The organism is Glycomyces sambucus (assembly GCF_900102815.1).
Taxonomy (GTDB): Bacteria; Actinomycetota; Actinomycetes; order Mycobacteriales; family Micromonosporaceae; genus Glycomyces; species Glycomyces sambucus.
Genome location: NZ_FNGF01000001.1, coordinates 919,271 through 945,641, shown reverse-complemented (window position 1 = coordinate 945,641; position 26,371 = coordinate 919,271). Strand labels below are relative to the sequence as shown.

Annotated in this window: 20 protein-coding genes and 3 pseudogenes; 17 read left to right on the top strand and 6 right to left on the bottom strand. The window is 71.0% G+C overall.

Annotated elements, in window-relative coordinates; genetic code table 11:
• The first annotated feature begins 247 nt into the window (after positions 1-247).
• Positions 248-1,279 (top strand): SIS domain-containing protein, encoded by a 1,032-nt coding sequence (locus BLS99_RS04400; protein WP_091044894.1) that lies wholly within the window; start codon positions 248-250, stop codon positions 1,277-1,279.
• 81 nt (positions 1,280-1,360) lie between these two features.
• Complete coding sequence (locus BLS99_RS04395) at positions 1,361-2,584, top strand: hypothetical protein (protein ID WP_091044101.1); 1,224 nt, start codon at positions 1,361-1,363, stop codon at positions 2,582-2,584.
• A 1-nt stretch (position 2,585) separates the two neighbouring features.
• On the opposite strand, the gene dprA is transcribed toward BLS99_RS04395, so the two are convergent.
• The 4 genes and pseudogenes from dprA to BLS99_RS04380 all read right to left on the bottom strand — a co-directional run bounded on the left by dprA (position 2,586) and on the right by BLS99_RS04380 (position 6,405).
• Positions 2,586-3,749 (bottom strand): DNA-processing protein DprA, encoded by a 1,164-nt coding sequence (gene dprA / locus BLS99_RS04390; RefSeq protein WP_091044097.1) that lies wholly within the window; start codon positions 3,747-3,749, stop codon positions 2,586-2,588.
• A gap of 46 nt (positions 3,750-3,795) precedes the next feature.
• Positions 3,796-5,346 (bottom strand): annotated as a pseudogene (locus BLS99_RS04385) (YifB family Mg chelatase-like AAA ATPase); the annotation flags it as partial.
• A gap of 7 nt (positions 5,347-5,353) precedes the next feature.
• Positions 5,354-5,752: pseudogene (locus BLS99_RS27595) on the bottom strand (YraN family protein); the annotation flags it as partial.
• Positions 5,749-6,405, bottom strand: a complete 657-nt coding sequence (locus BLS99_RS04380; protein WP_091044092.1) for a murein hydrolase activator EnvC family protein — start codon at positions 6,403-6,405, stop codon at positions 5,749-5,751. The gene BLS99_RS04380 and the pseudogene BLS99_RS27595, both read right to left, overlap by 4 nt.
• A gap of 435 nt (positions 6,406-6,840) precedes the next feature.
• Between BLS99_RS04380 and rpsB the strand changes: the two genes are divergently transcribed.
• The 7 genes and pseudogenes from rpsB to BLS99_RS27590 all read left to right on the top strand — a co-directional run.
• Positions 6,841-7,656, top strand: a complete 816-nt coding sequence (gene rpsB / locus BLS99_RS04375; protein WP_091044089.1) for a 30S ribosomal protein S2 — start codon at positions 6,841-6,843, stop codon at positions 7,654-7,656.
• A gap of 31 nt (positions 7,657-7,687) precedes the next feature.
• Positions 7,688-8,500: a translation elongation factor Ts gene (tsf, locus tag BLS99_RS04370; RefSeq protein WP_091044085.1), complete on the top strand. Its 813-nt coding sequence runs from the start codon at positions 7,688-7,690 to the stop codon at positions 8,498-8,500.
• 166 nt (positions 8,501-8,666) lie between these two features.
• Positions 8,667-9,392 (top strand): UMP kinase, encoded by a 726-nt coding sequence (gene pyrH / locus BLS99_RS04365; protein ID WP_091044080.1) that lies wholly within the window; start codon positions 8,667-8,669, stop codon positions 9,390-9,392.
• Between the two features lie 108 nt (positions 9,393-9,500).
• Complete coding sequence (gene frr / locus BLS99_RS04360; protein ID WP_091044076.1) at positions 9,501-10,058, top strand: ribosome recycling factor; 558 nt, start codon at positions 9,501-9,503, stop codon at positions 10,056-10,058.
• The gene (locus BLS99_RS04355) at positions 10,058-10,987 is read left to right on the top strand and encodes a phosphatidate cytidylyltransferase (RefSeq protein WP_091044072.1); all 930 of its coding nucleotides are present in this window, start codon (positions 10,058-10,060) and stop codon (positions 10,985-10,987) included. The genes frr and BLS99_RS04355 overlap by 1 nt, the downstream gene beginning before the upstream one ends.
• Positions 10,988-11,087: 100 nt before the next feature.
• Complete coding sequence (gene rlmN / locus BLS99_RS04350; protein WP_091044067.1) at positions 11,088-12,236, top strand: dual-specificity RNA methyltransferase RlmN; 1,149 nt, start codon at positions 11,088-11,090, stop codon at positions 12,234-12,236.
• Positions 12,237-12,256: 20 nt separating this feature from the next.
• A pseudogene (locus BLS99_RS27590) lies at positions 12,257-12,530 on the top strand (DivIVA domain-containing protein); the annotation flags it as partial.
• A 1,857-nt stretch (positions 12,531-14,387) separates the two neighbouring features.
• On the opposite strand, the gene BLS99_RS04340 reads toward BLS99_RS27590, so the two are convergent.
• Positions 14,388-14,606: a DUF2631 domain-containing protein gene (locus BLS99_RS04340; RefSeq protein ID WP_091044063.1), complete on the bottom strand. Its 219-nt coding sequence runs from the start codon at positions 14,604-14,606 to the stop codon at positions 14,388-14,390.
• Between the two features lie 130 nt (positions 14,607-14,736).
• Between BLS99_RS04340 and BLS99_RS04335 the strand changes: the two genes are divergently transcribed.
• On the top strand, positions 14,737-16,305 hold the full coding sequence (locus tag BLS99_RS04335) for a Rieske 2Fe-2S domain-containing protein (RefSeq protein ID WP_091044059.1): 1,569 nt from the start codon (positions 14,737-14,739) through the stop codon (positions 16,303-16,305).
• Between the two features lie 60 nt (positions 16,306-16,365).
• On the opposite strand, the gene BLS99_RS04330 is transcribed toward BLS99_RS04335, so the two are convergent.
• Positions 16,366-17,127: a TetR/AcrR family transcriptional regulator gene (locus BLS99_RS04330; RefSeq protein WP_143034680.1), complete on the bottom strand. Its 762-nt coding sequence runs from the start codon at positions 17,125-17,127 to the stop codon at positions 16,366-16,368.
• Positions 17,128-17,295: 168 nt separating this feature from the next.
• Between BLS99_RS04330 and BLS99_RS04325 the strand changes: the two genes are divergently transcribed.
• The 7 genes from BLS99_RS04325 (at position 17,296) to BLS99_RS04295 (ending at position 26,371) form a co-directional block, all read left to right on the top strand.
• Positions 17,296-19,458, top strand: coding sequence for an MMPL family transporter (locus tag BLS99_RS04325; RefSeq protein ID WP_091044051.1), 2,163 nt, complete (start codon positions 17,296-17,298; stop codon positions 19,456-19,458).
• A 249-nt stretch (positions 19,459-19,707) separates the two neighbouring features.
• Complete coding sequence (locus BLS99_RS04320; RefSeq protein WP_091044891.1) at positions 19,708-20,676, top strand: ABC transporter permease subunit; 969 nt, start codon at positions 19,708-19,710, stop codon at positions 20,674-20,676.
• Positions 20,660-21,556 carry a carbohydrate ABC transporter permease gene (locus tag BLS99_RS04315; protein WP_091044047.1) on the top strand — a complete coding sequence of 299 codons (897 nt, stop codon included), beginning with the start codon at positions 20,660-20,662 and terminating at the stop codon, positions 21,554-21,556. The genes BLS99_RS04320 and BLS99_RS04315 overlap by 17 nt, the downstream gene beginning before the upstream one ends.
• A 44-nt stretch (positions 21,557-21,600) precedes the next feature.
• The gene (locus BLS99_RS04310; RefSeq protein ID WP_091044044.1) at positions 21,601-22,911 is read left to right on the top strand and encodes an ABC transporter substrate-binding protein; all 1,311 of its coding nucleotides are present in this window, start codon (positions 21,601-21,603) and stop codon (positions 22,909-22,911) included.
• A gap of 71 nt (positions 22,912-22,982) precedes the next feature.
• On the top strand, positions 22,983-23,855 hold the full coding sequence (purU, locus tag BLS99_RS04305) for a formyltetrahydrofolate deformylase (protein WP_091044040.1): 873 nt from the start codon (positions 22,983-22,985) through the stop codon (positions 23,853-23,855).
• 47 nt (positions 23,856-23,902) lie between these two features.
• Positions 23,903-25,087: a 1-deoxy-D-xylulose-5-phosphate reductoisomerase gene (gene dxr, locus BLS99_RS04300; RefSeq protein ID WP_342761257.1), complete on the top strand. Its 1,185-nt coding sequence runs from the start codon at positions 23,903-23,905 to the stop codon at positions 25,085-25,087.
• A gap of 12 nt (positions 25,088-25,099) precedes the next feature.
• Positions 25,100-26,371: a M50 family metallopeptidase gene (locus BLS99_RS04295; RefSeq protein WP_091044034.1), complete on the top strand. Its 1,272-nt coding sequence runs from the start codon at positions 25,100-25,102 to the stop codon at positions 26,369-26,371.

The following is a 26,371-nucleotide window of genomic DNA, read 5'->3' as shown; positions in this document are numbered from 1 at the left end:
ACCGTCCGGAGGGCGTTGACGACGGGGTGAAATCGACGGACCCTTGGGAGGGCGCGGAGCGGCGCCGCCCGGTCCGCGGGAAGCCCCGGGCGGCGGTGGACGGCCCTGGTTCGCGTCGACTAGGCTTCATTATGAAGGTTTATTTAATATTTCACTGCGGTATCCGTCTGACAAGGAGCGTCCCGTGAACCAGCCCCAGGCCGGCGTCCCCGACACCACCGGCGCCGAGGAGCGCCCCGGCACCGGCATGGCCGCCGACATCGCCGAGCAGCCCGACGTCTACGCCGGCGTGCTCGACCACGGCGCCCCCGAGATCGCCCGCGTCGCCGCCCTCATCGCCCAGCGGCGCCCGCGCTCCATCGTCTTCACCGCCCGCGGCACCTCCGACCACGCCGCCCTCTACGCCGCGTACCTCACCGAGATCCGCCTCGGCATCCCCGCGAGCCTCGCCAGCCCCTCGGTCGTCACCGTCTACGACGCCCGCCCCGACTGGTCCGACAGCCTCGTCATCGCCGTGTCCCAGTCCGGCGGCTCCCCCGACCTCGCCCAGGTCGTCGCCGCCGCCCGCGCCGGCGGCGCCCTCACCCTCGCCGTCACCAACAACCCCGGCTCGCGCCTCGCCGCCGAGGCCGAACTCCACCTCGACGTCCGCGCCGGCCACGAACGCGCCGTCGCCGCCACCAAGACCTACACCGCCGAACTCCTCACCCTCCTGCTCCTCATCGAAGGCATCCGCACCGGCACCGGCCGCCTCGAAGCGGCCGAGGCCGCCGCCCTCGACAAGCTCCCCGAACTCGCCCAGAGCGTCCTCGACGACCCCGGCGCCGCCGAACTCGCCGGCCGCTACCGCTTCGCCTCCCGCTTCGTCACCACCGGCCGCGGCTACGCCTACCCCACCGCCCGCGAGACCGCCCTCAAACTCATGGAGACCTCCTACCTCCCCTCCCTCGCCTTCTCCGGCGCCGACCTCCTCCACGGCCCCCTCGCCATGGCCGACCCCGGCGTCCCCGTCCTCGCCGTCGTCGGCTCCGGCCCCGGCGGCCACGCCATGTGGAACGTCCTCACCCGCCTGGAGAAGCAGCGCGCCGACGTCGTCATCGTCGGCGCCGCCGACGTCCCCGGCCAGACCGCCCGCCTCGCCACCCCCGCCGTCGACGAGCGCATCGCCGCACTGCTCGACATCCTTCCCCTGCAACGGGTCGCGCTCCACCTCGCAATTGAACGCGGGGAGAACCCCGACGCCCCAAGAGGTCTCAAAAAGGTCACCGAGACGGTGTGATCCCAGCTCCGCGGGCCCGCAACCGCTGGAGTTCACTTTCAGTTCACCGGAGTGTTCACCCGTCTCCGTACACTCAGCGTCATGCAGGCCCCACCTGCCGCGCAGACCGGCATCACCGAGATCGTCTGGCATGACAGGCGGTACCGGGCCCGTGCGGTCGCAGGCGGCGCCGCATTCGAGATCTATTCGGACACCGCGGAGCCCGGCTTCCAGCCGAGCGGGACCAGCCACCACCGGTTCGTCCACGCCTCCGAGGCCGTCAGCACCGGCGGCGAGATGCTCCTCGCCGGCGTCGCACCGCTGGCGATCCCGGTCATGCCCGGGATCACCGCGTCTACAGTGCACCAGTACAGCCAGAACCCGCGCATCGGCCCCGCCGAGCGCGCCCTCGTCTCCGCCACCAGGGCCACCGCGTTCATCACCCCCGGCACCCGCATGGTCAAACCCCTGAGCCGCCACCAGGTCTCGCGGCAGCTCACCTCCGCGCCCCTCGTCAGCGGCCTCTGCTACCGCGAGTTCGACGTCGCCCACCTGCGGTTCCCCAGCGACCGCATCGTCCTCTCCGGCGACCCCGACGACGTCCGCGACCTCGCCTTCGGCCTGCGCTGGCGCGCGATCGGGCCCGGCGACTACACCAGCACCGGACTCGCCGAGTTCCCCGGCCTCGTCGGCATCCCCGGGCGCGAGCGGCGCGGCTCGATGATCCTCGGCACCGGGTTCCTGCCCAGCGGCACGCACCTCATCGCCGAGTTCGCCACCGCCGGGCTCGCCGACCTGCCGCTGAGCGCGCGCGCCGAGATCCTCGCGTACACGCCCGACGGCGCCGAGATCGCGCTGTTCCAGTACCAGCCGCAGACCAACGTTTGGAGCCGCGTCGCCGGCGCCCGCCACCGCGACCTCGTCAACCGCATCCCCGGCCTCGAGAACGGGCGCACCCTGTTCCGCGTCAACCCGTCGGTGCACGCCGGGCTCACCGGCGAGCACGAGGGCGAGCGGGTCCCGATCACCGCCGACCCCGGCCACGGGTTCCACGCGTACGCGCGCGGCGCCGCGAGCCGCAGCCCCGTCACCGGCCCGCGCCGCTTCCACACCCGCGCCCGGTGGCGCGACACGGAGGTCATCGCGCTGGGCCGCAACGAGGACTGGGTGCGCCTGCGCCTGAGCCAGCCCGACATCGAGGCGATCATGGCCGCCGACGCCACCTGCGTCGAACGCGGCGTCTACGAATGCTGGGCCCCCCTCGCCGAACTCGAGAACCCCCGCACGGTCACCCTCGACTATCCGCTGCCCCCGCCGATCCCGTAGTTCAGGTCTGCGGGACTCTCGCCAAGCGCCAGCGGTCGTCTACTCGGTCGACCCAGCGCATGCGCTGGAGGCGTTCGAGGGTCTCGGCCGCCACTTCGGCGGGGAGGCCCGCCACCGCCGCGAGGCGGGCCGTCTCCACCACGTAGCCGCGAGGGAGGGACTCGACCAGGCGGGCCTCGATCTCGGTGAGGCGGTCGATGGGGCGCTGCTGCGGCGGCGGTTCGCTCGCGAGCGGGCCGCCGATGCCGGTGAGGTCTTCGATCACCTCCTCGGCCCGCGTGACGAGCCTCGCCTCCCAAGGCTCCCTTGCCAACCGGTGGACGCCCGTGGACATCGTCGAGGTCACCGGCCCCGGCGTGAACATCAGGACCCGCCCGAGCTCCGCCGCGTGCCTCGCGGTGTTCCGCGCCCCCGAGCGGAGCGCCGCCTCGATGACCACCGTGCCCGCGGTGAGCGCCGCGATCACGCGGTTGCGGGTCAGGAAGCGGTGCTTCATCGCCGACGACCCCGGCGGCCACTCGCTCAGTAGCAGCCCGCGCTCCGCGATGAGGTCGAACATCGACACGTTCCCCTTGGGGTACGGCGAGTCCACCCCCGAGGCCAGGACCGCCACCGTGGTGCCCCCGCGGGCCATCGCACCCAGATGGGCCGCCCGGTCGATGCCGAAGGCACCGCCCGAGACGATCGTCCAGCCTGCGTCCGCCAGCTCCGCCGCGAGGTCGTCGGCCAGGTGCTGGCCGTACTCGGTGGCCGCGCGGGCGCCGACGATCGCCACCGAGCGCTCGCAGACCTCCGCCAGGTCGTGCGGACCCCGCACCCACAGGCAGCGGGGCGGGCGCACGTGCGGTTCGTCGGCGTCGCAGACCAGCAGCAGGTCCCGCAGCCGCTCGGGCCAGTCGGGGTCGTCCGGTGTCAGGACCCTCGCGCCGCAGGCGGCGGTGGCGGCGCGGATCTGGGCGGCCCGGTAGGCCGGGTCGGGCGTGCACGAGACCGCGGCGCTGGTGATGCGCCGCAACCGCTCCGGCACGTCCCCCTCCCAGAGGCGCTTCACCGCCTCGATCGGGCCGGTCTCGTCCAGGAGGTCGTCGAGTTCGGCGTCTCCGGGCTCCACCAGTTCGGACAGCAGCATCAGCGCGCTGCGCGCGTCGTCGGGCAGGTTGGTCACTGGTCCTCCTCTCCGGCCGCGCTCCGGCGGTCCGGTACCGGTCGGGTCATCTGAGCGGGTAGCCGAGCCGCAGTTCGCCGGCTTCGGCCACGTCGTCGGCGGTCGGGCTGCCGTGCTCGCGGAGGTCCGCGATCGTCCATGCGAGCTTCAGGACCCGGTCGTAGCCCCGGGCCGTGATGCGCTCCTTCACCAGGAGGTCGTCGACGTGCTTGCGCACCGGCGGCGGCAGGCGCCACCGGGCCGAGCGGAGCGCCGGCCCCGGCACCTCGCTGTTGACGCCCCACGGTTCGCCGGACTCGGCCCATCGCGAGGCGGCCGCCTCCCGCGCCCGCAGGACCCGCTTGGCGACCGAACCGGACGGCTCGCCCTCGGTCAGGTCGGTGAGGATCGCCGAGGGCGGCACCGGCGGCAGGTGGACCCGCAGGTCGATGCGGTCCATGAGCGGCCGCGAGATCCGGGTCAGGTAGCCGCGGCGCTTGAGCGGGGGACAGGTGCAGTCGGTGGGCCGGTTCGGGGCGCACGGGCACGGGTTCGCCGCGAGGACCAGGGTCACCTTGGCGGGGTAGCTGATCGAGGTGTTCGCGCGGCGGATGCGGACCTCGCCGCTCTCCAGCGGCTGGCGCAGCGAGTCGAGGACCGCCCGGGGCCACTCCGGGGCCTCGTCGATGAACAGGACCCCGCGGTGCGCGAGTGCCAGCGACCCCGGACCGACGCTGCCGGTGCCGCCGCCCACCAGCGCCTGCACGGTGATCGAGTGGTGCGGGGCCTCGAACGGCGCGTGGTGCAGGAGCGCGGCGGCACCGCCGGTGAACCTGCCGCGCAGCGAGTGCAGGGAGGTCACCTCGACCGCTTCGGCGTCGCTGAGCGGCGGCAGGATCGACGGGAGGCGTTCGGCCAGCATGGTCTTGCCCGCGCCGGGCGGGCCGATCATGAGCATGTGGTGGCCTCCGGCGGCGGCGATCTCCAAGGCGCGCCGGGCGAGCGGCTGGCCGCGGACGTCGGACAGGTCGGGGAGCCGCGGCGGTTCGGGCGCGGGCCGGCGCGGGACCGGGTCGAGCGGCGTCTGGCCGAACACCCAGGCGACGAGGGTGGCGAGGTCGCGCGGGGCGAGGATCGTCAGGTCCTCGACCATCGACGCCTCGGCGGCGTTCTCCGGGGCGACGATCGCGGTGCGGACGCCGCTGCGGCGGGCCTCCATGAGGGCCGGGAGCGTGCCCGGGACGGCGCGGAGGCTCCCGTCGAGCCCGAGTTCGGCGAGCAGGACCGCGTCGGCGAGGCGTTCGGCGGGGAGCAGGTCGTCGGCGCACATGATGGTGACCGCGAGCGCGAGGTCCGCCGCCGAGCCGGTCGTCGGGACCGAGGCGGGCGCGAAGTTCACGGAGATCGACTTGTCCGGGAAGCGGAGCGCGGAGTTCGCCATCGCCGAGCGGACCCTGGTCTGGGCCTGATTGACGACGTTGTCGGGCAGGCCGGACATGCGGACCGTGTCGGCGCCCTTCGACGAGGACTTGAAGACCGACGCCTCGACGGTGACCGTGACGGCGGAGGCGCCGACCATGCAGACGGTGGTGGTGCGTGCGTAACCCACGGCGTGCTCCTTGCCGGTGCTCGAGTGCGAGGCGGTCCGGCCCGGTGACCGTGAGGGCGAGCCGGTCGAGTCGCCAGGGCTGGTCGGGGCGGCAGTGGCCGCGCAGCCAGGTCCGGGCGAGCCGTTCGAGGCGGCGGACCTTCTCGCCGTCGACGGCCCCGAGCGGGCCGCCGAAGCGGTCGGAGCGGCGGGTCTTGACCTCGCAGACGACGACGGTGTCTGCGCTGCGGGCCACGAGGTCGAGTTCGCCGGTGCGGTGGCGCCAATTGCGGTCGAGGATCTGCATGCGGTGCCGCTGGAGGTGCGCCGCGGCCAGGCGTTCGCCGAGCCGCCCGAGCTGGTGCGGGGTGAGCCGGCGGAGGTCGGTCCCGGCGGGTGCGGGCGGGGCCGATTCGAGTGTTCGCGAGATGTTCATGACGCGCCGCCTGAGCGGAGCGGTGCAGCCGAGCGGAGCGGTGCGGCTGAGTTCAGCGCTGCGGCTGAGCCGAGCACTGCGGAAGAACGGAGCACTGCGGAAGAGCGGAGCGGTGCGGCCGCATCGCGGCCGGGCCGGGGGAGGAGCCGGACCTTCCCGGAGCCGAAGAGCAGCATCGGGTCGAGGTAGAGCGGTCCGCGCTTGAGGCCGAGGTGGAGGCAGGCCGCGCCGGGGCAGGAGGCGTGGCCCGGTTGCAGGGTGCCGACCGGTTGGCCCGCCGTGACCTTCTCGCCCGCGGCGACCGTGGGTGCGACCGGTTCGTAGGTGGTCCGGAGGCCGTTGGCGTGGGCGATGCTCACCACACCGCGGCCGGCGAGGTCCCCGGCGAACATGACCGTGCCGGCGCCGACGGCGGTCACGGTCTGGGCGTCAGCGGCGCCGAGGTCGACGCCGCGGTGGCCGGGCATCCACGGCAGGGGCGGCGGGTCGAAGGCGGTGCGCAGGTCGAGCCCGCCGGTCGGGGGCCGCCACGGTCCGGCGGCCGCGTGGCCCCGGTCCTGCGCGAAGGCGGGGAGCGGGCGGGCGAGTGCGGTGGCGGTGAGGATCACGGTGATGATGAGGCCGAGCGTCGTCGCCTTGCGTAGCTGATGCATGACTCAAGGTTGGACCAGGGGGCCGGTATCGCCCAGAAAATTCTTTTCGGCCTGTGGATAACCTTGTGCACGGCTTTTCTACCTGCGGTAATGCGGTGCAAGGTTTCCGCGCCGGCGCGCGATTGCGGCGCGGGGCGGCGCATCGCCTCGGTCACTGCGGTCCACCGCCTTCGCGGAGGTCGCGCGGGTCCAAGTACACTGATCAAAGCGGTACGGCACCACTGTGCGCCGAACCGACTTCGCGCACTCGTCGCGGCCCGACCTCCATCGCCGGCTCGGTATCCGAGCCCCTGCGGTGGTGTGGTCCGGCCCTCGCGATCTCCCAGGTCCGGGTCCTTCCCGGTTGCGGATCGCCGGAGGCGGGTGCCAGGCGCGGGACGCCCGGACTTCGGGCGCCTCCCGCGAATGAACCAGGGAACGAAAGGAACTACAACCGTGTCGGTTGTCACCATGCGCCAGCTCCTCGAGAGCGGCGTGCACTTCGGTCACCAGACCCGTCGCTGGAACCCGAAGATGAAGCGGTTCATCCTCACCGACCGCAACGGCATCTACGTCATCGACCTGCGCCAGACGGTCGACTACGCGGCCAAGGCCCACGACTTCGTCAAGAACGTCGTCGCCGAAGGCGGCGAGGTCCTCTTCGTCGGCACCAAGAAGCAGGCCCAGGAGGCCGTCGCCGAGCAGGCGCAGCGCGTCGGGATGCCCTTCGTGAACCACCGCTGGCTCGGCGGCATGCTCACGAACTTCCAGACCATCCAGAAGCGCCTCATGCGCCTCAAGGAACTCGAGATCATCGAGGCCAACGGTGCGGCCAACCGCACCAAGAAGGAAATGCTCCAGCTCATGCGCGAGAAGGACAAGCTCGAGCGCACGCTCGGCGGCCTCCGCGACATGGAGAAGACCCCGGCCGCGATCTGGATCGTGGACACCAAGAAGGAGCACATCGCCGTCGACGAGGCCCGCAAGCTCGGCATCCCCGTCGTCGCGATCCTCGACACCAACTGCGACCCCGACGAGGTCGACTTCCCGATCCCCGGCAACGACGACGCGATCCGCTCCGTCGCCCTGCTGACCAAGGTCATCGCCGACGGCGCCGCCGAGGGCCTCCTGGCCCGCTCCGGCGGCCAGGGCGAGAAGGCCGAGGGCGAGCCGCTCGCCGAGTGGGAGAAGGAGCTCCTCGTCGAGGACAAGCCCGCCGAGGCCGCTCCGGCCGCCGAGGCCGAGGCGACCGAGCAGACCTCCGCCGAGTAATCGGACCTCACGAGAAGTTAGAAGGGGAGCAATGGCCAACTTCACGATGGCTGACGTCAAGAAGCTCCGGGAAGCCACGGGCTCCGGGATGATGGACGTCAAGAAGGCCCTCGAAGCGGCTGACGGCGACTACGACACCGCCCTCGAGGCGCTGCGCATCAAGGGCGCCAAGGACGTGGGCAAGCGCGCCGAGCGCACCACCGCCCAGGGCCTGGTCGCCCAGTCCGGCAACACCATTCTCGAGCTGCTGTGCGAGACCGACTTCGTCGCCAAGAACGGCGCGTTCATCGAGCTCGCGCAGACCCTGGTGGAGCGCGCCGACGAGGTCCGCCCCGTCGACGGCCCGGCCTTCGAGCAGGCCGAGCTCAACGGCAAGACGGTCGCCGAGGTCGTCGCCGAGGAGTCGGTGAAGCTGGGCGAGAAGCTCGCCCTGGGCCGCGTCGGCTCGCTGGAGGGCGAGGTCTCGGTGTACATGCACCGCAAGGCCGCCGACCTCCCGCCCGCCGTGGGCATCCTCGTCTCGTACACCGGTGACGCCGAGGCCGCCCGCCAGGCCGGCATGCAGGCCGCCGCGATGCGTCCGAAGTACCTCAGCAGCGACGAGGTCCCCGCGGAGATCGTGGAGACCGAGAAGCGCGTCGCCCTGGAGACCGCCAAGGAAGAGGGCAAGCCCGAGCGCGCCTGGGACAAGATCGTCGAAGGCAAGGTCGGGGCCTACTACCGCGACTTCGTCCTCCTCGACCAGACCTCGGTCCTCGACAACAAGAAGACCGTCCGTCAGGTGCTGGCCGAGTCCGGCACCGAGGTCACCGGCTTCATCCGCTTCGAAGTCGGCCAGGAGTAGCGAGCGGTCCGCGGACGCGGACTACACTGGCTCCAGCCGTGAGCACGGGAAGGGGCGGCGGCGCAGGCCGCCGCCCCGTTCCATGTCTGGAGCGGGAACGCCCGGAGCGGGCGGGCGACCGTGAACCGGGCCCCGCCGCCGAGGGGAAGTCACAACAGGGAGTGCCATGAGTCAAGCCACGTTCCGCCGGGTCGTGCTGAAACTGTCCGGCGAGTCCTTCGGGGGCGGTTCCGTCGGCGTCGACCCCGACGTCGTCCAGGGCGTGGCCCGGCAGATCGCCGCCGGGGTCGCCGAGGGCGTCCAGGTGGCCGTGGTCGTCGGCGGCGGCAACTTCTTCCGCGGCGCCGAACTCCAGCGCCGCGGCATGGAGCGCGCCCGCGCCGACTACATGGGCATGCTCGGCACCGTCATGAACTGCCTCGCCCTCCAGGACTTCCTGGAGAAGGAGGGCGTCGACACGCGCGTCCAGACCGCCATCGCCATGGCGCAGGTCGCCGAGGCGTACCTGCCGCTGCGCGCCATCCGCCACCTGGAGAAGGGGCGCGTCGTCATCTTCGGCGCCGGCGCCGGCATGCCGTACTTCTCCACCGACACCGTCGCCGCCCAGCGCGCCCTCGAGATCGGCGCGCAGGAGGTGCTCGTCTCCAAGAACGGCGTCGACGCCGTCTACACCGCCGACCCCAAGACCGACCCCGACGCGCAGCGCCTCGACGACATCACCTTCGACGAGGCCCTCAAGCGCGAGCTCATGGTCGTCGACCAGGCGGCCTTCAGCCTCTGCAAGGACAACGCCCTGCCCATGCGCGTCTTCGGCGCCGACGACGAGGGGAACCTGCGCCGCGCCGTCATCGGCGAGCAGATCGGGACCCTCATCCACGCCGCCGAGGACTGACCCCCGCGGGGCGGACCCCGACGACGGGGACGTCCGCGCCACCGAGGACCCACGGCGGGACGGTACGGTCAGAAGTGCTGTCAGGCCGCGAGAGAATGTGAGAGAGCCGTGATTGACGACACCCTCCTCGAAGCAGAGGAGAAGATGGAGCGGGCCATCGAGCACGCCAAGGAGGAGTTCGCCGCGGTCCGCACCGGCCGCGCCTCCTCCGCCATGTTCAACCGGATCACCGTCGACTACTACGGCGCGCCCACCCCCATCCCCCAGGTGGCCTCCATCGCGATCCCCGAGCCCCGCATGGTGATCGTCAAGCCCTTCGACACCTCCCAGATGAAGGACATCGAGGACGCGATCCGCAACTCGAACCTCGGCGTCAACCCCTCCAACGAGGGCACCCAGCTGCGGCTGAACCTGCCCCCGATGACCGAGGAGCGGCGCCGCGAGATGATCAAGATCGTCCGCACCAAGGGCGAGGACGCCAAGATCGCCATCCGCAACGTCCGCCGCAAGGCCAAGGACGAGATCGGCAAGTTCGTCAAGGACGGCGAGGTCTCCGAGGACGAGGGCCGCTCCGGCGAGAAGGAGCTCGACGACCTCACCGGCCGCTTCACCGGCCAGGTGGACGAGCTCGTCGGCGCCAAAGAGTCCGAGCTGCTCGAGATCTGATGAGCGCGATTCCCGACGGTGCGCCCGGCCGTCGCCCCCACCCGTCCCCCGACGGGCCCGGGCGCGGGCCCGACACCGCCGAGGCGGAGGGCCGGCCCCGGCCCAAGGCCGGCCGCAACCTGCCCGTCGCGATCGGCGTCGGCCTCGGCATCTCCGCGGTCGTCATCGCCTCGATCGTGTTCCAGCCGCTCATCTTCCTCGGCCTCGCCGTGGTCGCGGTCGCCGTCGCCTGCTGGGAGACCGGCAACGCGATGCGCAAGGGCGGCAAGAACGTCCCGGTGATCCCGCTCGCGGCCGCCGGGGTGCTCATCGTGGTCCTCGCCTGGTTCGGCGGGGCCACCGGCCTCCTCCTCGGCACCGCCGTCAGCGTCGCCGCACTGTACGTGTGGCGGCTCTCCGACGGCGCCACCGGCTACCGCACCGACATCGCCGCCGCGGCGCTCGTGCTCATCCAGGTCCCGTTCCTGGCCGGGTTCGTCATGCTCCTGGCCACGTCGGACGCCGGCGACGCCCGCCTCGTCGACGGCGCCGCCGCGCAGGTCCTCATCTACCTGTTCGCCGTGGTCATGTCCGACACCGGCGGGTACGCCGCCGGCGTGCTGTTCGGGCGCCACCAGATGACGCCCCGCATCAGCCCCAAGAAGTCCTGGGAGGGCCTGGCCGGCTCCGTCGTCGCGGCCGCCCTCGGCGGCTCGATCACCCTCTGGGCGTTCTTCGGCGTGTCCTTCCCGCTGGGCGTGGCGTTCGGCGTGTGCGTGGCCCTGGCGGCTACCTTGGGGGACCTGTCCGTCTCGCTGCTGAAGCGGGACCTCGGCATCAAGGACATGAGCAATCTCATCCCCGGCCACGGCGGGGTCATGGACCGGCTCGACTCGATCCTCATGGTGGCCCCGGTGGCCTATGTGTGGTTCCGTTACCTGCTCGGGTGATGTGTCCTGATTGGTGTATCCGATGAAGGAGGGCCCGGGGTGAATTCGACGATCCGGGGTTGGCGGGCCGCGGGCCTGTCATGCGAGACTAGGTCGTGACATGTCTGTAGCACTCACGTTGACCGAGCCGCGCCCCCGCAAGGCCGCGCCACGGCACCTCGCCGACCTCGACCTGGCCGGGTGCCAGTCCGTCCTCTCCGAGATCGGGCAGCCCGCCTTCCGCGCCAAGCAGCTGCGCCAGCAGTACTTCGGCCGCCACGTCGGCGACGCCTCCCAGATGACCGACCTCCCCGCCGCCGCCCGCGAGGCCATCGGCGAGGCGCTGCTCCCGCGGCTCCTCCAGCCGATCCGCGTCGACTCGTGCGACGACGGGCGCACCGTCAAGGCCGTCTGGCGCCTGTACGACGGCGCGCTGGTCGAATCCGTCATCATGGCCTACCCCGACCGGGTGACCGCCTGCGTGTCGTCGCAGGCCGGGTGCGGCATGGCCTGCCCGTTCTGCGCCACCGGCCAGGGCGGCCTCGACCGGAACCTCACCACCGCCGAGATCGTCGACCAGGTGGTCAACGCCGCCCGCCTCGCCGAGGAGCGCGGCCTCGGACGTCTGTCCAACATCGTCTTCATGGGCATGGGCGAGCCCCTCGCGAACTGGGCCCGCCTCAAGTCCGCCCTGCACCTCATCACCGCGCCGGTGCCCGACGGGATCGGGATCTCCGCCCGGAGCGTCACCGTCTCCACGGTCGGCCTGGTGCCCACCATCAAGAAGCTCGCGGAGGAGGGCCTGCCGGTGCGTCTGGCCGTGTCCCTCCACGCGCCCGACGACGAGCTGCGCGACGAGCTCGTCCCCATCAACACCCGCTGGAAGGTCGCCGAGGTCCTCGACGCGGCCTGGGAGTACGCTCGGGTGACGAAACGTCGTGTCTCGATCGAGTACGCGATGATCAGGGACGTGAACGACCAGCCGTGGCGGGCCGACCTGCTGGGGAAGCTCTTGAAGGGCAAGCTGGTCCACGTCAACCTGATTCCCTTGAACCCCACGCCGGGGAGCCGGTGGGACGCGAGTCCCAAGCCGGTTGAGGCGGAGTTCGTGCGGCGCCTCCGCGAAGCGGGCGTGTCCACGACGGTGCGCGATACGCGCGGCCAAGAGATCGACGGCGCTTGCGGGCAGCTGGCCGCTTCGGTCCGGGAGGCCGGTACGCCCGGCCGCGCCGGTGCGAAGCCGCTCGGCGCCTCCGGCGCCGCGGAGTAGGCGGAAAGGGTGGCTTGGTAGTGGCGAGTCATGGTGACCGGTTCCGGCGCCGGGCGTTGAGCCGGGGCTACAAGGTCGATGAGGTCGACGCGTTCCTCGACCGCGTCGAGGCGACGCTCTCCGGTGAGCCGGTGGGCAGTCCCGTCTCGGCGGACGAGGTCGACGATGTCGTCTTCAGGGTCCGCTTCGGCGGGTACGACGAGTGGCAGGTGGACGTCTACCTCGACCGGGTCGCGCGGCAGCTCGCCGAACTGGAGGAGCGCGGCGTCCTCGGCACCGCCCCCGCTCCCGACTACGGCAAGCCCGAGACCGCCGCCCAGGGCCGCGGCTTCGACGAGCCCCCGATGCAGCAGGGCCCCGGTTCGCGCCGGGCCCCCGAGGCCCAGGCGACCCAGGTCATCCCCGCGCACGAGATGATGGCGGCCCGCGAGATGGCGCCCCCGCCCCCGGCCCCCGAGCCGGTCGGCCGCGGCCGCGGACCCGCCCCCCGGGCGGCCGCCCCGCAGGACGACGAGGGCTTCGGCGACCTCCGCGGCGACGACGGCGAGGGCTTCGGCTTCCTCGCCGGCCCGCCCGGCGACGACTACGACGACCCGTTCGCCAAGCGCGGCGGCGGTGGCGGCCAGGACTTCGGCTCCCCCCGCGGCGGCCAGCAGGACTTCGGGCGCGGCGGCCGCGACGACTTCGGTCCGGGCCCGCGCGACGACTTCGGCCCCCCGCAGGACCAGTTCGGGCAGCGCGACGACTTCGCCCGCGACGACTTCGGCCGGGACGAGTTCCCGCCGCAGCGCAACCCCAACGGCGCCAACGGGTACGGGCCGCGCGGCGGCGCCCCCGAGCCGGGCGTCTACGGCGGCAGCGAGTACGGCGGCGGCGCTCGCGGCCCCGAGCGCGGCGACTTCGCACCGCCCGCGCAGGCCGGACCGCGCGCCGGAGGGCCCATGCACGACGGGCCCCAGGCCGGTCCCGTCCCGCACGGCGCCACCGAGCAGCTCCCGCTCCAGTCCGACCCGCGCCGCGGGGGCTTCGGCCCCGGCGACCAGCCGGGCGTCTACGGCCAGGGCCCGCGCCGCGGCGCCCCCGAGCCGCCGCCGCCCGGGTTCGGCGCGGCCTACGACGACGAGTTCGGCGACACCGGCGGGCGCCGCGCGGCACCGCACCAGTCGCCGATGCAGGGCGGCCCCATGGGCCAGCAGCCGCACCAGACCGGCGCCATCCCGCGCGCCGACCGCTACGGCCAGTCCGAGCCCGAGCCGATGCCGCCCGCGGTGCCGACCCAGGCGATCCCGCAGAACCTCGTCCCCGGCATGGGCCAGGGGCCGATGGGCCGCCCCGAGCCGCCCCAGTCCGAGCCCTACGGGGCCCCGCGCGGGCGCGAGTACGGCGCGCCGGGAGGCCCCCAGGGCGGCTTCGGCGGCCCCGGGCCCGAGGACACCGGATACGGGCGCCGCGGCGTCCCGAGCCCGCCCATGCAGGGCGGCTTCGACCGCGGCCCGCACGAGCCCACCGGCGGCTTCGGCGGACCGCAGCACGAGCCGACCGGCGGTTTCGGCGGTCCGCCGCACGAGCCCACGGGCGGCTTCGGCGCGCCTTCCGGTCCGCCCCCCGGGCAGGACCCGACCGGCGGCTTCGGCGGCCCCGCGGGCGGCCCGCGCGGCGCGGCCACCCCGCCCGACTTCGGCCGCCGCAACCCCTACGAGGGACGCGGCGCGTTCGAGGCCCCCGGCCGCCACGGCCGGGAGGAGATGACCACGGAGATGCGGGCGTCGGACTCCCCCTTCACGCCCGACGACGTGCAGCGCCTGGAGCAGCTCCGCCGCGCCTTCCAGCCGCGGCGCTTCGGCTCCGGCTACGACCCCGGCCAGGTGGACCAGATGTTCGACGCCGTCTCGGCGGCGATGACCGGGCGCAACCCGGTCCCGCTGTCGGACCGCGAGCTCGACACCAGCCAGTTCTCGCTCGTGCAGGGCGGCTACTTCGAGGCCGAAGTGGACTCCGCGCTCCGCGAGGTCCGCGAGATGTTCGCCCGCCGCGGCATGATGCACTGAGTTGAGATGCGCTGATCTCGAATGCACTGAGTTCAGATGCACTGAGACGCAAGGAGAGGGGCGGGACCGCGATGCGGTCCCGCCCCTCGTCCGTGGCTTCGCTCTAGCGCAGGCCGGCCTTGACCAGCCAGGCGTCGGTGACGATGACCGCCAGCAGGATTCCGGCGGTGAGCAGGAGGAACACGTCCTCCACCCAGCCCTGGTGGTTGCCGAACAGGTACGCCAGGTTGATGACGATGCCGACGGTCAGCGCGGAGTAGAGGGCCTTGCGGCTGGTGGGCTTGCGCTGATCGGGCGAGAGAATCTGCTCTTCGGCAGCCATGCTGGTTCCTCCAACCGTTCGTTTGATCGCCCACAGTCTCCCACGCCACAAGCGTCGGCGCCCGGCCCCCGCCGGAGCTGTGACTTGTAGTCTGGGAGCGTCGTCGTCCCCCATGTCCGGAAGGGTCACCGTGCGAATCACCGGTACCGGCCACGCCAGTATGTTCATCGAGACCGCCGCGGGTTCGATCCTGTGCGACCCCTGGGTGAACCCCGCCTACTTCGCCTCGTGGTTCCCGTTCCCGGACAACTCGCAGCTCGACTGGGACACCCTCGGCCAGGCCGACTACCTGTACGTCTCGCACCTGCACCGGGACCACTTCGACGAGGAGAACCTCACGAAGCACATCAGCAAGGACACCACCGTCCTGCTGCCCGAGTACCCCACCTCCGAACTCGAGTCCGAGCTGCGCGCCCTGGGCTTCCACAAGTTCATCAAGACCGTCTCCGAGGAGGTCGTCGAACTCCCCGGCGGCGTCAAGGTCATGATCCAGGCCCTGACCAGCCCCACCGACGGGCCCATCGGCGACTCCTCCCTGTGGGTCGAGGACGCCGACGGCACGCGCATGCTCAACCAGAACGACGCCCGCCCCACCGACATGAGCGTCTTCCTCCAGCACGGGAGGATCCACGCGCACCTGCTCCAGTTCTCCGGCGCCATCTGGTTCCCGATGGTCTACGAGCTGCCCGACAACGCCAAGCGCGCCTTCGGGAAGCAGAAGCGCGAGCGCGGCTTCGACCGCTCGCTGCGCTACATCGACGACGTCGCCGGCGACTGGGTCTTCCCCATCGCCGGCCCCCCGTGCTTCCTCGACGACGCGCTCTACCAGTTCAACGACGTGTTCGGCGACGAGGGGAACATCTTCCCCGACCAGATGTCGTACGTGGAGTGGCTGGAGCAGCAGGGGCGCGAGAAGAACATCATCCTGCTGCCGGGCTCGGTGGCCGAGGTCCTCGCCGACGGCTCCGCCTCGGTCGAGCACCCCGTGGACGACATCCGCGAGTGGTTCAGGAACAAGAAGCAGCACCTCGACGAGTTCAAGGAGCGCATGCAGCCGCGCATCGCCGCGGAGAAGGCGTCCTGGTCCCACCCCGAGATCGACGTCCTGGAGACGCTGCGCGAGCGCATCGAGCCGCTCATGGCCTCGGCCGAGCACATCGCCACCGGCATCGGCGGCCCGGTCCGCTTCGACCTCACCGCGCCCGACTCCGACGAGGTCGTCGAGTCGATCGTGTTCGACTTCCTGGAGCGCAAGATCCACCCCGACGACGGGGGCAAGGTCCGCTACCGCTTCCGCACCGAGCGGCGCCTCATCGAGCACCTGCTGCACATCCGCGAGGTCGACTGGGTCAACTCGCTGTTCCTGTCGTGCCGCTTCACCGCCGCGCGCATCGGCCAGTACAACGAGTACGTGTACGCGTTCTTCAAGTGCCTCTCCGAAGAGCGGCTCCAGTACGCCGAGGGCTGGTACGCCGAGCAGCGCCCCGACGACGAGGACATCGTCATGAACGGCTGGCAGGTCCAGCGCCGCTGCCCGCACCTCAAGGCCGACCTGTCGGTGTTCGGCAAGATCGAGGAGGGCGTCCTCACCTGCCAGATGCACGGCTGGAAGTGGAACCTCAAGTCCGGCAAGTGCATGACCTCCGTCGGGCACGACATCAGGTCCTGCCCGGCCGACGAGGCGCCCTCCGCCGAGTAGACCGAGACCGAAGGGCCCGGACGCGCCGCGTCCGGGCCCTTCGCGCTCCGCACCCGCGGGCTACCCCTCGATCCCGAAGTCCTTGATCATGGTGAGGATCTGGGTCTTGTAGAACTCGTCGACGTTGTCCCGCACCGGCAGGCTCCCGAACGCCTCCATGACGACCAGGCCGAACACCCGCACCCACCCCGAGGTGAACGAGAAGACCCAGGGCAGCGGCATGTCCTCGCCGACGATGAACGCCGAGCACTTCTCCATCAGCTCCGCCTTGAGCGCCTCCGACATCGCCGGCAGCTCCACGGGCCCGCCCGCCTCGATCTCGCCGCGCTCGGTCTTGCGGTAGAACGCCGCCATCTCCCGCCCGCACAGCTGCGAGTGCTCCAGCGCCTTGCGCGAGAGCGGGTCGGGGTCGCGCTCCAGCGCCTCGCCGTCGATGAGCATGGCGGCCTTGCCCTCGGGGAAGGAGATCATCAGCTCGAACTCGCGGCGGTGCCCCACGGCCCAGGCCCGGAAGGCCCAGATCCACGACTTCATCCGTTCGAGGTGCGCGTCCTTCGGGTAGGCGTCCATCGCGGCGACCGTGGCGGCGATAAGTTCGTCGTAGAGGTCGACGCAGGTCGCGTTCAGGAGCGCGTCGAGGCTGTCGAAGTAGCGGTACAGGGCCGCCGGCGTGACGCCCACCTCCCGTGCGATCGCCCGGAGGGAGATCCCGCTCGGACCGCCCTCCTGGAGCTGGCGCCGGGCGCTCGCCTTGATCTCGGCGATGGTCTCGGCGCGCATCCGCTCGCGACGGGTCGGGCCACCCGCGGTGTTGGAAGTCACTGCTCTCCTTCTCTTACAACTTAGTTAACGGCGTTGACTCTATGAGGGGCGTTCATTAGAGTCAACGGTGTTAGCTAAATGATCGACGCTTACATCGTACCGCCGCCCGGACCTCCGGCACCAGCGGTCGCAGCCTCCCTCTCCGCTGAACACCCATAGGAGAAAGCCATGTATTCCCTGCTAGGCCGTGCGGTCATCAAGACCCGCTGGTTCATCCTGGCCGGCGTCCTCGCGATCTTCGCCATCGGCGCGACCTGGGGCCTCGGCGTCTTCGACGAGTTCACCGACGGCGGATTCGTCTCCGGTGAGGCCCCCTCGGTCACCGACGCCGCCGCCATCGAGGACGAGTTCGGCAACACCGGCGCCGACGTGATCGTCCTGTACGAGTCCGACACCCTCACCGTGGACGACCCCGAGTTCCAGGACGCCGTGACCGGCGCGGCGGCCGACATCGCCGGCATCGACGAGGTCGGCACCGTCACCACCTACTACGACACCGGCGCCGAGAACTTCGTCTCCGAGGACCGCGGCGCCACCTTCGCGGCCGTCGCCCTCGACGGGGGCGTCTCGGACGAGGCCCTCGCGGGCGTCTACGAGTCGATCCAGGACGACCTGCGCGAGGCCGGGGACACCGACGGCCTCGACGTCTCCCTCGGCGGCCCCGCCGCGATCTTCCACGACATCAACACCCAGGTCCAGCACGACCTCGAGATCGCCGAGCTCATCTCGATGCCGCTCCTGCTGGTCATCATGGTCATCGTGTTCGGCGCGCTCGTCGCCGCGTCGCTGCCGCTGCTCGTGGGCGGCCTGTCGATCCTCGGCGGCTTCACCATCACCCGCGTCATCACCGAGTTCACCGACGTCTCGGTGTTCGCCGCCAACGTCATCACCATCATCGGCCTGGGCATGTCCATCGACTACGCCCTGTTCGTGCTGCGCCGGTTCCGGGAGGAGATGGCGAACGGCCGCGGCAAGCGCGCCGCGGTCCTCACCACCGTCGCCACCGCCGGGCGCACCGTCATGGTCTCGGGCCTCATCATCGTGCTCTCGATGGTCGGCCTGCTGTTCGTCGACGTGCCGTTCCTGCACGGCATCGCGTTCGGCGTCATGTCCGCGGTCGCCGTCGCCATGCTCGCGGCCCTGGTGGTCCTGCCCGCGATCCTCTACCTCCTCGGCGACCGCGTCGACAAGGGCCGGATCTTCGGCCGCCGCCGCGAGCGGGCCCCCGCCGACCCCGAGCACGGGTTCTGGCACGGCCTCGCCGCCGGCGTCATGCGCCGCCCGGTGCTGGTCCTGCTGCCGGTCCTCGCGTTCATGGCGCTGCTCGCCAGCCCCGCCATCGACATCCAGCTCGGCGGCACCGACGAGCGCGACATGCCCTCCGACGCCGAGTCGCGCGTCGTCACCGAGACCATCGCCGCCGACTTCCCCGGCGGCGACGCCGAGACCTTCGACGTCATGGTCATGGGCGACGCCGAGGCCGCCGCCGCGGTCGCCGACGAGCTCGACGGCCTCGACCACGTCACCGGCGTCACCCCGGTCGGCCAGACCGCGGACGCCACGCTGCTCCAGGTCGCCTTCGCGGGCGACCCCTTCAGCGCGGACGCCCGCGACCTCATCGAGGAGGCCCGCGCGATCGACGGCGACCTGTACGTCACCGGGGGCGCCTCCGACCTCGTCGACATGTTCGGCGCCATCGAGGACGGCCTGCCGCTCATGGTCGGCTACATCGTGGCCGTGACCGTGATCGTCCTGTTCCTGGCGTTCGGCTCGATCGTGCTGCCGATCAAGGCGGTGCTCATGAACCTGGTGTCGCTGGCCGCCGCCATCGGCGTCGTGGTGTGGATCTTCCAGGAGGGCCACCTCTCCGGCGTCCTGGACTTCACGCCCTCGGGCTACCTGATGCCGTCGAACCTGCTGCTCATGGTGGTGCTGCTGTTCGCGCTCTCCACCGACTACGAGGTCTTCCTGCTCTCGCGGGTCCGCGAGGAGTGGGACCTGGGGGCCGACAACCGCACCGCGGTCATGCGCGGCATGCAGGCCACCGGCTCGATCATCACCGCCGCGGCGGCCATCCTCATCGTCGTGGTCGGAGCCTTCGCCTTCGGCGGCATCACGTTCATGAAGATGATCGGCCTCGGCATGGCCGTGGCGATCCTGCTGGACGCCACCGTGGTCCGGATGCTCCTCGTCCCCGCGACGATGCGCCTCCTGGGCCGCGCCAACTGGTGGGTCCCCGGCCCGCTCGGGAGGCTCTACGCCAAGTACGGGATCAAGGAGTCCGACGACGCCGCCGCGCCGGCGGAGGACCGCACGCCCGTCAACGTCTGACCACTGGGGAACCAGGGCCCGTCCGGAACCGCTCCGGACGGGCCCGTCCGCGTTGCGGGAGTGGCGCAGCGCGTCTGGTTCCCGTTTTGGGACGATCGTTGCGGGCCCCGCCGAACAATATCCAAGAATTTAAGTTGAGCCATTGACTTTAGGCAAGCGGTTGCATAGATTGATGTGATCTAGGAGCCAACCCCCTCCGAAAGGTCCCAATACCCTATGACCGACAACGATGTCGCTGTGGTGCGCCCGATGCGGCGCAGCGCGGGCCCACCGCCCGAGCGCGCCGCCCACGCACCCGCGCAGCGCCCCGCCCCGGCCCCGCGCCAGGGCCGCGGGACGATCCGGAACCGCGAGCGCTGGGCCGCCCTGAGCTTCATGTCGCCGTGGATCATCGGCCTGCTCGCCATCACCATCGGGCCCATGGTCGCCTCGTTCTACCTCTCGTTCACCGACTACAGCCTCGGCTACGGCGAGTGGGTCGGCGGCGAGAACTACGCCCGGATGTTCGACGACCCCCGGCTCGCCAACGCCGTCAAGGTCACCGCGGTCTACACCTTCGTCTCGGTGCCCCTCCAGCTCGCCGCCGCGCTCCTGCTCGCGATCGTCCTCGACCGGGGCCTGCGCGGGATGGCGTTCTACCGCTCGGTCTTCTACCTGCCCTCGCTGCTCGGCGGCTCGGTGGCCATCGCCATCATGTGGCGCCAGATCTTCGGCACCGAGGGCCTGGTCAACCAGCTCCTGGCGCTCTTCGGCATCCAGGGCGAGGGCTGGGTCTCCCACCCCGACTACGCCCTGGGCACCCTGATCGTCCTGCACGTGTGGACGTTCGGCTCCCCGATGATCATCTTCCTCGCGGGCCTGCGGCAGATCCCCACCATGTACTACGAGGCCGCCAAGGTGGACGGCGCCGGGCCGATGCGCCGGTTCTGGAGCGTGACGATCCCGCTCCTGACCCCCATCATCTTCTTCAACCTGGTGCTCCAGATCATCAACTCGTTCCAGTCGTTCACCCAGGCGTTCATCATCTCCAGCGGCAAGGGCGGCCCGGCCGACTCGACCATGTTCCTGACGCTGTACCTCTACGACCAGGGCTTCACCCAGTTCGACATGGGCTACGCCTCGGCCATCGCCTGGCTCCTGCTGGCCATCATCGCGATCTTCACCGCGCTCAACTTCCTCATGTCGAAATTCTGGGTGTTCTATGGCGACAATGACTGAGACCGGCGCACCGGCCCCGGCCCCGACCCGCCGCCGCGCCGAGCGCGGCGCCGCGACCGGCCTGAAGCGCTTCGTCTTCCACCTGCTCCTGACCGTCTCGGCGATGGTCATGATCTACCCGCTGCTGTGGATGCTCTCGGCCAGCTTCAAGCCCCTCGACGAGATCTTCGCCGACCCCGGCCTGCTGCCGAACACCTGGGAGTGGAGCAACTACAGCGAGGGCTGGAACGCGCTGCCCCACCCGTTCGAGAAGTACATCTGGAACTCGATGCTCATTGTGGCCGGCTCGATCGTGGGGAACCTCGTGTCCTGCTCGATGGCCGCCTACGCCTTCGCGCGGCTGCGGTTCCCCTTGCGCGGCATGCTGTTCGCAGTGATGCTCGGCACCATCATGCTGCCGATCCACGTGGTCATCATCCCGCAGTACATCCTGTTCAACAACCTCGGCTGGGTCGACACCTTCTGGCCCCTCATCGTCCCCAAGCTCCTGGCCACGGACGCCTTCTTCGTGTTCCTCATGGTCCAGTTCATCCGCGGCCTGCCGCGCGAACTCGACGAGGCCGCCTCCATCGACGGCTGCGGCTACTGGGGCACCTACCTGCGGATCATCATGCCGCTGTGCATGCCCGCGCTCGCGACGACCGCCATCTTCACGTTCATCTGGACGTGGAACGACTTCTACTCCCAGCTGATCTACCTGCGGGACGTGGACCTCCAGACGGTGCCCCTCGCACTGCGGCTGTTCATGGACTCCACCGGGACCACCAACTGGGGGGCGCTGTTCGCGATGTCGATCGTCGCCCTGGGCCCGATCTTCGGGTTCTTCCTCGCCGGCCAGCGGTACCTCGTCCGGGGGATCGCCACGACCGGCATCAAGTAACATCCGGCATAAAGACCCTCACTTAGTCCTGAAAGGACGAAAGCATGCGCAAAGCCAACCCCTCGGGCGTCTCGCGGAGAACGCTCGCCAAAGCCGGGATCCTCGGCGCCGCGGCCTCGCCCCTCCTCGCGGCCTGCGGCGAAGACGGCGGCGGCGCCGACGAAGGCGACGGCGAGCTGGACTTCTGGTGGTGGGGCTCCGACCCGCGCCACGAGTACACCCAGAAGATCATCGACGCCTTCCTCGCCAAGAACGAGGGCATCACGATCAAGCCCAGCCCCAACGAGTTCGACGCCTACTGGGACGCCCTCAACGTCTCCGTCTCCGGCAACAACGCCCCCGACGTCCTCCAGCAGGACGAGCGCTACCTCCGCGACTACGCGGACAAGAACGCCCTCCTGCCCCTCGAAGAACTCGACCTCGACCTGTCGAACATCGAAGAGGGCACCATCAAGACCGGCCAGTTCGACGGCAAGACCTACGGCATCCCCACGGGCGTCAACTCCCTGTGCCTGCTGGTCAACCCCGCGATCGTCGAGGCGGCGGGCCTGTCCCTGCCCGACGACAAGTCGTGGACGTGGGCGGACTTCATGCAGTTCACCACCGACATCTCGGCGGCGGGCGACGCGGTCGGCAACTCCGCCATCTCCTTCAGCAACGAGTCCCTGTTCAACGTGTTCGCACGCCAGAAGGGCGAGAGCCTCTACACCGAGGACGGCCAGCTCGGCTTCACCGAGGCCACCATGAACGCGTGGTGGCAGATGGTCCTCGACCTGCGCGACTCCGGGGCGATCCCCGAGCCGAGCCAGATCGTCGAGGCGTTCGCCGCCGGCCAGGACCAGGCCCCGCTCGCCACCGGCACCGGCGCCACCGAGTTCTACTGGACCAACCAGATCGGCGCCATCCAGTCGGTGCTCGGCTCCGACCTCGTCCTGCTGCGCGTCCCCGGCGAGACCGAGGGCACCCAGCCGGGCCTCTACCTGAAGTCGGCCATGTACTGGTCGGTCTCGCGCACGGTCTCCGACAAGGCCGCCGCGGGCAAGCTCGTGGACTTCCTGCTCAACAGCGACGAGTCCCTGGACCTCATGCTCGGCGACCGCGGACTCCCGTCCAACACCGCCCAGCGCGAGCGCATCCTGCCCCAGCTCCCGCCGGACCAGAAGCTCGGCGCCGACTTCATCGCCGCGCTCACCCCCGACCTGGCCGAGGGCCCGCCCGTGCCGCCGGTCGGCTCGGGCACCGCCGCCGACATCATGCTCGGCGTGTTCGAGACCATGATCTTCGGCGACACCACGGTGGAGGACACCACCAAGGCGTTCATGGACCAGCTCAACGCGGAGATCGGCGCCGCGTAGCGCACCGCACCGCGAACCACCGCAAGAGGGGACGGGCCGCGGCCCGTCCCCTCGCGCGTATCATCGGAGCCATGACCAGCCAGTTCGTGCTCACCGTCTCGTGCCCCGACCGCCTCGGCATCGTGTACGCCGTCTCGGGCTTCCTCACCCGCCGCGACGCGAACATCGAGGACTCCCAGCAGTTCTCCGAGCACGGCTCCGGACGCTTCTTCATGCGCGTCGCCTTCTCGGTCGACACCGGGCACGAGGACGGCGGGAGCGCCCGCGCCCGCGACGAGCTCGCCGTCGGCTTCGCCGAGATCGCCCGCGAGTTCGACATGGACTGGCAGCTCCACGACCGCGCCGTCAAGCCCCGCGTCCTCATCATGGCCTCCAAGCAGGGCCACTGCCTGAACGACCTGCTCTACCGCTTCCGCATCGGCGCCCTCCACGGCGAGGCCGCCGCCGTCGCCTCCAACCACCCCGACTGGGCCGACCTCGCCGCCTCCTCCGGCGTGCCCTTCCACCACCTGCCCGTCGGCGCCGCCGGCAAGGCCAGCCAGGAGCAGCAGGTCCTCGACCTCATCGAGGCCGAGGGCATCGACGTGGTCGTCCTCGCCCGCTACATGCAGATCCTCTCGCCCGAGTTCTGCGCCAAGCTCCCCGGCCGGATCATCAACATCCACCACTCGTTCCTGCCGAGCTTCAAGGGCGCCAAGCCCTACCACCAGGCCCACGCCCGCGGCGTCAAGCTCATCGGCGCGACCTGCCACTACGTCACCTCCGACCTCGACGAGGGCCCGATCATCGACCAGGAGGTCGCCCGCGTCGACCACGCGATGAGCCCCGAGGACTTCGTCTCGGCCGGCCGCGACCTGGAGTCGACCTGCCTCGCCCGCGGCCTCGCCGCCCACCTCGATCAGAGGATTCTCCTGAACGGGCACTCGACCGTCGTCTTCCGCTAGCGGATAATGGCCGCGTGACAGTCGCGAAAGCAGAACAGCGCGAGATCGTGCTCCTGGGGTCCACCGGCTCCATCGGCACCCAGGCCATCGACATCGTCCGCGCCAATCCCGACCGCTTCCGCGTGACCGCGATCGGCGCGGGCGGCGCCAACCCCGGCCTCCTCGCCGAGCAGGCCGTCGAACTCGGCGTCGAGGCCGTCGCCGTGGCCGACGCCACCGCGCTCGAAGCCGTCCAGCTCCGCCTCTTCGCCGCCGCCAAGGAACGCCAGTGGGACCGCGGCGGCTTCCGCATGCCCAAGCTCATCGCCGGACCGAACGCCATGACCGAGATCGCCTCCTGGCAGGCGCACACGGTCCTCAACGGCATCACCGGCTCCATCGGCCTCGCCCCGACCCTCGCGGCCCTCAAGGCCGGGCGCCAAGTGGCCCTCGCCAACAAGGAGTCCCTGGTCGCCGGCGGACCCCTCGTGCGCGAGGCCGCCGCCCCCGGCCAGCTCGTGCCCGTCGACTCCGAGCACTCCGCGCTCGCCCAGTGCCTGCGGTCCGGCACCCCCGAGCGCGTCGCCAAGCTCGTCCTCACCGCCTCCGGCGGCCCCTTCCGCGGCCGCACCCGCGACCAGCTCGCCGAGGTCACCGTCGACCAGGCCCTCGCCCACCCCACGTGGGCCATGGGCCCGGTCGTCACCATCAACTCCGCGACCATGGTGAACAAGGCCCTCGAGGTCATCGAGGCCCACGAGCTCTTCCGGCTCGACTACGACGACATCGACGTGGTCGTCCACCCGCAGTCGGTGATCCACTCCATGGTCGAGTTCACCGACGGCTCCACCATCGCCCAGGCGTCCCCGCCCGACATGCGCCTGCCCATCGGCCACGCCCTCGCCTGGCCCGACCGCCTCCCCGGCGCCGCGAGCCCCGTCGACTGGACGAAGGCCGCCGACTGGCACTTCGAACCGCTCGACGCCGCCGCGTTCCCGGCCGTCGCGCTCGCCAAGGACGCCGGCCGCGCCGGGGGCCTCCTGCCCGCGGTCTACAACGCCGCCAACGAGGAGGCCGTCGCCGCGTTCCGCGACGGAAGGCTCGCGTTCACCGGCATCGTCGACACCGTCGAAGCGGTGCTCGGGGCCGCCCCGGAGTTCGGCCGACCAGGCAGTGTCGCAGACGTACTCGAAGCGGAGAAGTGGGCGCGGTCGAGCGCCCGACGGCTAGTCTTGGACGCGTCCGAGCGTTAGAAGGAGACACACTTGACGGCCTACATCACCGGGATCGCCCTCTTCGCGCTGGCGATCCTCATCTCCGTGAGCCTCCACGAGTTCGGGCACATGCTCACCGCGAAGGCGTTCGGCATGAAGGTGACCCGCTACTTCGTGGGCTTCGGGCCGACCCTGTGGTCCTTCCGCAAGGGCGAGACCGAGTACGGCGTCAAGGGCGTCCCGCTCGGCGGGTTCGTCAAGATCGTCGGCATGACCCCCCTCGAAGAGGAGGAGGAAGAGCTCGACGAGAAGGACCAGAAGCGGGTCTTCTGGCGCAAGCCGCTGTGGCAGCGCACCGTCGTGCTCGCGGCCGGCTCGGTCACCCACTTCGTGCTCGGCTTCCTCGTCCTGTGGATCCTCGTCGCGTTCGTCGGCATCGGCGTCAACCCGGCCTACGCGCAGGCCGCGGAGACGGGTCAGGAGGACGTCGCCGTCGAGGTCGCCCCCTGCGTGGCGACCTCCGACCCCGCCACCGGCACCGCCGGCGACTGCGCCGACGGCCAGGTCGAGGGCCCGGCCGCCGCGGCCGGCATCGAGAACGGCGACGAGATCACCGCCATCGCGGGCGCCGCGGTCGCCGACTGGGACGGCCTCCTGGCCGCCGTCGGCGAGCTCACCCCCGGCGAGCCGGTCGCCGTCACCGTCGACCGCGACGGCACCGAGCGGACCGTCGAGGTCACTCCCTACGCCGCCGAGGTCGAGAACGCGGACGGCACCGTCGAGGAGGTCGCCCGCCTGGGCGTGTTCGTGTACGTCGACCCCGCGATCCCCTACACCGCCGAGGGCGCCGGCCCGGTCTCCGGCATCGGCGAGACGTTCACCTACACCGGTGACATGTTCAAGGAGACCTTCATCGCCCTGGGCCAGCTGCCCTCGAAGATCCCGCCGCTGTGGGACTCGATCTGGGGCGCCGAGCGCGCCGACGACACCCCCGTCAGCGTCGTCGGGGCCTCCCGCCTGGGCGGGGAGATGGTCCAGTACGACCAGTGGGCGATGTTCTTCATGCTGCTGGTGGTCCTCAACTACTTCATCGGCGTGTTCAACCTGCTGCCGCTCCTGCCCATGGACGGCGGACACATCGCCATCGCCTGGTACGAGCGGTTCCGGTCCTGGGTGGCCGCCAAGCGCGGGCGGCCCGACCCGGGCCGAGTTGACTACTTGAAGCTGATGCCGCTGACCTACGCTGTCATCGTCGTCCTGGGCGGCTTCATGCTGCTGACGATCACCGCCGACATCGTCAATCCGATCACCATCTTCAACTGA

Excerpts from the sequence above, each read along its gene's own strand:
- BLS99_RS04380 (WP_091044092.1), bottom strand. The coding sequence starts at position 6,405 with ATGCATCAGCTACGCAAGGCGACGACGCTCGGCCTCATCATCACCGTG.
- purU (WP_091044040.1), top strand. The coding sequence starts at position 22,983 with ATGACCAGCCAGTTCGTGCTCACCGTCTCGTGCCCCGACCGCCTCGGC.
- BLS99_RS04355 (WP_091044072.1), top strand. The coding sequence starts at position 10,058 with ATGAGCGCGATTCCCGACGGTGCGCCCGGCCGTCGCCCCCACCCGTCC.
- BLS99_RS04400 (WP_091044894.1), top strand. The coding sequence starts at position 248 with ATGGCCGCCGACATCGCCGAGCAGCCCGACGTCTACGCCGGCGTGCTC.
- BLS99_RS04310 (WP_091044044.1), top strand. The coding sequence starts at position 21,601 with ATGCGCAAAGCCAACCCCTCGGGCGTCTCGCGGAGAACGCTCGCCAAA.
- rlmN (WP_091044067.1), top strand. The coding sequence starts at position 11,088 with ATGTCTGTAGCACTCACGTTGACCGAGCCGCGCCCCCGCAAGGCCGCG.
- tsf (WP_091044085.1), top strand. The coding sequence starts at position 7,688 with ATGGCCAACTTCACGATGGCTGACGTCAAGAAGCTCCGGGAAGCCACG.
- BLS99_RS04320 (WP_091044891.1), top strand. The coding sequence starts at position 19,708 with ATGCGGCGCAGCGCGGGCCCACCGCCCGAGCGCGCCGCCCACGCACCC.
- BLS99_RS04395 (WP_091044101.1), top strand. The coding sequence starts at position 1,361 with ATGCAGGCCCCACCTGCCGCGCAGACCGGCATCACCGAGATCGTCTGG.
- pyrH (WP_091044080.1), top strand. The coding sequence starts at position 8,667 with ATGAGTCAAGCCACGTTCCGCCGGGTCGTGCTGAAACTGTCCGGCGAG.
- BLS99_RS04315 (WP_091044047.1), top strand. The coding sequence starts at position 20,660 with ATGGCGACAATGACTGAGACCGGCGCACCGGCCCCGGCCCCGACCCGC.
- BLS99_RS04325 (WP_091044051.1), top strand. The coding sequence starts at position 17,296 with ATGTATTCCCTGCTAGGCCGTGCGGTCATCAAGACCCGCTGGTTCATC.
- BLS99_RS04340 (WP_091044063.1), bottom strand. The coding sequence starts at position 14,606 with ATGGCTGCCGAAGAGCAGATTCTCTCGCCCGATCAGCGCAAGCCCACC.